General features: G+C 64.2%; 4 protein-coding genes and 1 tRNA gene. 4 read left to right on the forward strand and 1 reads right to left on the reverse strand.

The genetic code is table 11. The annotated features are described in order from the left end of the window. Window positions 1-18: 18 nt before the first annotated feature. Entirely contained in the window at window positions 19-1,038 is a 1,020-nt protein-coding gene (locus ACIP21_RS23450; protein ID WP_400692748.1) for an outer membrane protein assembly factor BamD, read from the reverse strand. A 147-nt stretch (window positions 1,039-1,185) separates the two neighbouring features. On the opposite strand from ACIP21_RS23450, the gene rluD reads away from it, so the two are divergent. From rluD to ACIP21_RS23470, 4 genes are all read left to right on the forward strand, one after another. Further along, window positions 1,186-2,148 (forward strand): 23S rRNA pseudouridine(1911/1915/1917) synthase RluD, encoded by a 963-nt coding sequence (rluD, locus tag ACIP21_RS23455; RefSeq protein ID WP_400692750.1) that lies wholly within the window; start codon window positions 1,186-1,188, stop codon window positions 2,146-2,148. Further along, window positions 2,145-2,885, forward strand: coding sequence for a peptidoglycan editing factor PgeF (gene pgeF, locus ACIP21_RS23460; protein ID WP_400692753.1), 741 nt, complete (start codon window positions 2,145-2,147; stop codon window positions 2,883-2,885). Before rluD ends, pgeF begins: the two co-directional genes overlap by 4 nt. Before the next feature lie 240 nt (window positions 2,886-3,125). Further along, window positions 3,126-5,690 carry an ATP-dependent chaperone ClpB gene (clpB, locus tag ACIP21_RS23465; RefSeq protein ID WP_400692755.1) on the forward strand — a complete coding sequence of 855 codons (2,565 nt, stop codon included), beginning with the start codon at window positions 3,126-3,128 and terminating at the stop codon, window positions 5,688-5,690. A 444-nt stretch (window positions 5,691-6,134) separates the two neighbouring features. Continuing rightward, window positions 6,135-6,210 (forward strand) — tRNA-Asn (locus tag ACIP21_RS23470). Window positions 6,211-6,284 lie beyond the last annotated feature (74 nt).

The raw sequence follows: 6,284 nt of genomic DNA on the forward strand, positions 1-6,284 counted from the left end.
TTCGCATGCCGCTGTGGGTCAGTCGAACAGACCAAAGGTCATGTAGCTGAACCAGGAGCGGTCTTTCTCGGCTTCTTTCGGGCCGGCCGGCACGATCGGGTCGCCGTTCTCGTCCTTGGGCAGCAGTTCACGCGGCATCTCGTCGCGTGCGTCCTGGAACTGCTTGACCACGTCCTGGTTGGCGCGGGTTTCGCCCGGCGGCAGCGGGGTGCTGGTCTCGATCAGGCCCAGGGTGGCCTTGGACAGCCAGCCGCGGCCGTCAGACTCGGTCTGCTTGGGCTGGAACTGGCCGTCGGCCAGGCTCGGGTGGTCCGGGTAGTTGAGCTTGAGGGTTTCCAGGCTGGTGGCGGCCAGCTCGTCCAGGTGCATCTTCTGGTACGACTCGACCATCACTGCCAGGCCGTCGCCGACCGATGGGGTTTCCTGGAAGTTCTCCACCACGTAGCGGCCACGGTTGGCGGCGGCCACATAAGCCTGGCGGCTCAGGTAGTAGTCGGCCACGTGGATTTCATAGGAGGCCAGCAGGTTGCGCAGGTAGATCATGCGCTGCTTGGCGTCCGGCGCGTAGCGGCTGTTGGGGAAGCGGCTGGTCAGCTGGGCGAACTCGTTGTAGGAGTCGCGCGCGGCGCCCGGGTCACGCTTGGTCATGTCCAGCGGCAGGAAGCGCGCCAGCAGGCCACGGTCCTGGTCGAAGGAGGTCAGGCCCTTGAGGTAGTAGGCGTAGTCGACGTTCGGGTGCTGCGGGTGCAGGCGGATGAAGCGCTCGGCAGCCGACTTGGCGGCCTCGGGCTCGGAGTTCTTGTAGTTGGCGTAGATCAGCTCGAGCTGCGCCTGGTCGGCGTAGCGGCCGAACGGGTAGCGCGACTCCAGGGCCTTGAGCTTGTTCACGGCGCTGGTGTAGCTGGAATTGTCCAGGTCAGCCTGGGCCTGCTGATACAGCTCGGCCTCACTGAGGTTCTCGTCAATGACTTCCTTGTTAGAGGAACAGGCCGCGGTGAGCCCGAGGATGGCGATCAGCAGCAGGTGTTTCACTTGCATGGCGGCTTGCGTCCCTTTGACGGCCGCTGTCTTGGGCGGGGCCGTCCTGTTATGATGAGCGCCCCGGCCAACCCCGGGACAAAAGAAGCCGTATTTAACCACAAGCTCGCAGCCGAAACCAAAGGCTGTGCGCCCGCCGAATCGAGCATGTCCGAGATCATTCAACTTAGCGCAGAGGTGCCGTCCGAACTGGGCGGTCAACGCCTCGACCAGGTCGCCGCCCAATTGTTCGCCGAGTATTCGCGTTCGCGGCTTACTTCGTGGATCAAAGAGGGCCGCCTGACGGTCGATGGTGCGGTCGTTCGCCCTCGAGACACCGTCCATGGTGGCTCGGTGCTGGCCCTGGAGGCCGAGCAAGAGGCCCAGGGCGAGTGGGTCGCAGAAGATATCGAACTGGATATCGTCTACGAGGACGAGCACATCATGGTGATCAACAAGCCTGCCGGGCTGGTTGTGCACCCGGCCGCCGGGCATGCCAGCGGCACCCTGCTCAATGCCTTGCTGCACCATGTGCCGGACATCGTCAACGTGCCGCGCGCCGGTATCGTGCACCGCCTGGACAAGGACACCACCGGCCTGATGGTGGTGGCCAAGACCCTGCAGGCGCAGACCAAGCTGGTCGAGCAGATGCAGGCCCGCGAAGTCAGCCGTATCTACGAGTGCATCGTGATCGGCGTGGTCACCGCCGGTGGCAAGATCGATGCCCCGATCGGCCGCCACGGCGGCATGCGCCAGCGCATGGCAGTCACCGACGGCGGCAAGCCGGCGGTCAGCCACTACCGTGTACTCAAGCGCTTCCGCTCGCACACCCACGTGCGCGTCAAGCTGGAAACCGGCCGTACCCACCAGATTCGTGTGCACATGGCCCACGTCGGTTTCCCGCTGGTCGGCGACCAGACCTACGGCGGACGCTTCCGCATTCCGCCGGCTGCCAGCCCGACCATGGTCGAGGCGGTCAAGACCTTCCCGCGCCAGGCGCTGCATGCGCGTTTCCTCGCGTTGCGCCACCCGATCACCGGTCAAGTCATGAAGTGGGAATCGCCACTGCCGGATGATTTCGTCTGGTTGCTGTCGCTGCTCAATCAGGACCGCGAGAGCTTTATCGGATGAGTGGCCTGACGCAGTCGCTGCTGTTCCCCGACTGGCCCGCCCCGGCCTCGGTCCGCGCCTGCGTCACTACCCGCGAAGGCGGCATCAGCCTGCCGCCGTACCAATCTTTCAACCTCGGTGACCACGTGGGCGACGACCCGGCGGCGGTCGCCGAGAACCGCCGTCGCCTGAGCGACGAATTCGCCATCCAGCCGGCCTGGCTCAAGCAGGTGCACGGTTTGGTGGTGGCGGATGCCGACCCGGCCGTGGTGGCCGAGGCCGATGCCAGCTGGACCGACCAGCCGGGTATCGCCTGCACCGTGATGACCGCCGATTGCCTGCCGGCGTTGTTCTGCGACCGCGCCGGGACCCGCGTGGCGGCCGCCCATGCCGGTTGGCGCGGGCTGGCCGGTGGGGTGCTGGAAGCGACCCTCGACCGGTTGGCGCTGGCGCCTGAAGAGGTGCTGGTGTGGCTGGGGCCGGCGATCGGCCCACAGGCGTTCGAGGTCGGGCTGGAAGTGCGTGATGCCTTTACTGCCGTGCACCCTGAGGCGGCCCGGGCCTTCGTCGAGGGCGCGCGGCCGGGCAAGTTGATGGCCGACATCTATGAGCTGGCGCGCATTCGCCTGGCGGCGCGTGGGGTGACGGCTGTGTATGGGGGTGGGCTGTGCACGGTCAGTGACGCGCGGTTCTTCTCTTATCGCCGTACCCCGCAGGGCGGGCGTTTCGCCTCGCTGGTCTGGCTGGCACCGCGCTAGCCTCTTCGCGGGTAAACCCGCTCCCACAGGTATTGCGTCGCTCTCAAGGCGGGTGAGATCCCTGTGGGAGCGGGTTTACCCGCGAATGGCCCGGCACTAATCCATCAGGTTGACCCCGGTCAACCCCGCTACGCTTGAATCTTCCAGAATCACCCTTATCTATAAGGTCATCTCAGGCAGGTTTCTCCATAAACAGGCGCTGTCCATCGCTCCGACCTGCCCTTTTAAGGAAGGTACCCCATGCGAATAGACCGTTTGACCAGCAAGCTCCAGCTTGCCATCTCCGATGCCCAATCCCTGGCCGTTGGCATGGACCACCCCGCCATCGAGCCCGTGCACCTGTTGCAGGCGCTGCTCGAGCAGCAGGGCGGTTCCATCAAGCCGCTGCTGATGCAGGTCGGTTTCGACGTCAACAGCCTGCGCCAGGCGCTGGTGAAAGAGCTCGACCAGCTGCCGAAAATCCAGAACCCCACTGGCGACGTGAACATGTCGCAGGACCTGGCGCGCCTGCTCAACCAGGCCGACCGCCTGGCCCAGCAGCGCGGCGACCAGTTCATCTCCAGCGAACTGGTGCTGCTCGCCGCCATGGACGAGAACAGCAAGCTCGGCAAGCTGCTGCTCGGCCAGGGCGTGAGCAAGAAGGCCCTGGAAAACGCCATCAACAACCTGCGCGGCGGCGCGGCGGTGAATGATGCCAACGCCGAGGAATCACGCCAGGCCCTGGACAAGTACACCGTCGACCTGACCAAGCGTGCCGAGGAAGGCAAGCTCGACCCGGTGATCGGCCGTGACGACGAGATCCGCCGCACCGTGCAGGTGCTGCAGCGCCGCACCAAGAACAACCCGGTGCTGATCGGCGAGCCTGGGGTGGGCAAGACCGCCATCGCCGAAGGCCTGGCCCAGCGCATCATCAACGGCGAAGTGCCCGACGGCCTGAAAGGCAAGCGCCTGCTGGCGCTGGACATGGGCGCGCTGATCGCCGGCGCCAAGTACCGCGGCGAGTTCGAAGAACGCCTCAAAGGCCTGCTCAACGAGCTGTCCAAGCAGGAAGGCCAGATCATCCTGTTCATCGACGAGCTGCACACCATGGTCGGCGCCGGCAAGGGCGAGGGCGCCATGGATGCCGGCAACATGCTCAAGCCGGCCCTGGCCCGTGGCGAGCTGCACTGCGTCGGCGCCACCACGCTCAACGAATACCGCCAGTTCATCGAGAAGGACGCCGCCCTCGAGCGCCGTTTCCAGAAAGTGCTGGTGGAAGAGCCGAGCGAGGAAGACACCATCGCCATCCTGCGCGGCCTGAAAGAGCGCTATGAAGTGCACCACAAGGTGGCCATCACCGACGGCGCGATCATTGCCGCGGCCAAGCTCAGCCACCGCTACATCACCGACCGCCAGCTGCCGGACAAGGCCATCGACCTGATCGACGAAGCGGCCAGCCGCATCCGCATGGAGATCGACTCCAAGCCGGAAGTGCTCGACCGCCTCGACCGCCGCCTGATCCAGCTGAAGGTGGAGTCCCAGGCGCTGAAGAAGGAAGAAGACGAGGCCGCGAAGAAGCGCCTCGAGAAGCTGACCGAGGAAATCGAGCGCCTGGAGCGCGAGTATTCCGACCTGGAAGAGATCTGGGCGTCCGAGAAGGCCGAAGTACAGGGCTCGGCGCAGATCCAGCAGAAGATCGAACAGGCCCGCCAGGAGCTGGAAAGCGCCCGGCGCAAAGGCGACCTGAGCCGCATGGCCGAGCTGCAGTACGGGGTGATCCCGGACCTGGAGCGCAGCCTGCAGATGGTCGACCAGCACGGCAAGACCGAGAACCAGCTACTGCGCAACAAGGTCACCGAGGAAGAGATTGCCGAAGTGGTGTCCAAGTGGACCGGCATCCCGGTGGCGAAGATGCTCGAAGGTGAGCGCGAGAAGCTGCTGAAGATGGAAGAGTTGCTGCACCAGCGCGTGATCGGCCAGGGCGAGGCGGTGACAGCAGTGGCCAACGCCGTGCGCCGTTCGCGGGCCGGGCTGTCCGACCCGAACCGGCCAAGTGGTTCGTTCCTGTTCCTCGGCCCGACCGGCGTGGGCAAGACCGAGCTGTGCAAGGCGCTGGCCGAGTTCCTGTTCGACACCGAAGAGGCCATGGTGCGCATCGACATGTCCGAGTTCATGGAGAAACACTCCGTGGCTCGCCTGATCGGTGCTCCGCCTGGCTACGTGGGTTATGAAGAGGGCGGCTACCTGACCGAGGCCGTGCGCCGCAAACCGTACGCGGTGGTGCTGCTGGACGAGGTCGAGAAGGCCCACCCGGATGTGTTCAACGTGCTGCTGCAGGTGCTGGAAGACGGCCGCTTGACCGACAGCCACGGGCGCACCGTGGACTTCCGCAACACGGTGATCGTGATGACCTCCAACCTGGGCTCGGCGCAGATCCAGGAACTGGTGGGTGACCGCGAGGCGCAGCGTGCGGCGGTGATGGACGCGGTGGGTTCGCACTTCCGTCCGGAGTTCATCAACCGTATCGACGAAGTCGTGGTGTTCGAGCCACTGGGCCGCGAGCAGATCGCCGGCATCACCGAAATCCAGCTCGGCCGCCTGCGCAGCCGCCTGCTGGAGCGCGAGCTGTCGCTGAGCCTGAGCCCGGAGGCGTTGGACAAGCTGATCGCCGTGGGTTACGACCCGGTGTATGGCGCACGGCCGCTGAAGCGGGCAATCCAGCGCTGGATCGAGAACCCGCTGGCGCAGTTGATCCTGGCAGGCAAGTTCTTGCCGGGGACGGCGATTACCGCCGAGGTGCAAGGCGACGAAATTGTCTTTGCCTGATTGTCGCAGTAACCAAGCCCCGCTTCGGCGGGGCTTTTTTGTGCCTTCATGTGCTGGCCTCTTCGCGGGTAAACCCGCTCCCACAGGAGATCGCATTACCCTGTGGGAGCGGGTTTACCCGCGAAGAGGCCCGCACAGACCCAGCAAATCCGGGCCTTTCCGGCCATCCACGATAACTCGCTGAAATTTTTGAAATTTCTGCTTGCATCTAAAATCGAGTGACCCTAATATACGCCGCGTTGTCAGCCACTCAGCGAATCACCAGCAACATCGGTGACCGCAAAACAACTTACAAATCAGTAAGTTGAATGAAAAAAAGGGGTTGACAAGCAAAACGAAGAATGTAGAATAGCCGGCCTCAGCAGCGACAACGCGAAAGCGGGTAGCTAAAGAGACCGAAGCTAACACAGGCTTCGATGCAGTAAAGATGTACCGAAGTTCAGTTCCGCGATAGCTCAGTCGGTAGAGCAAATGACTGTTAATCATTGGGTCCCTGGTTCGAGTCCAGGTCGCGGAGCCAATCTCGGGGTGTAGCGCAGTCCGGTAGCGCGCCTGCTTTGGGAGCAGGATGTCAGGAGTTCGAATCCCCTCACC

The organism is Pseudomonas sp. NPDC089401 (assembly GCF_044749485.1).
Lineage (GTDB): Bacteria > Pseudomonadota > Gammaproteobacteria > Pseudomonadales > Pseudomonadaceae > Aquipseudomonas.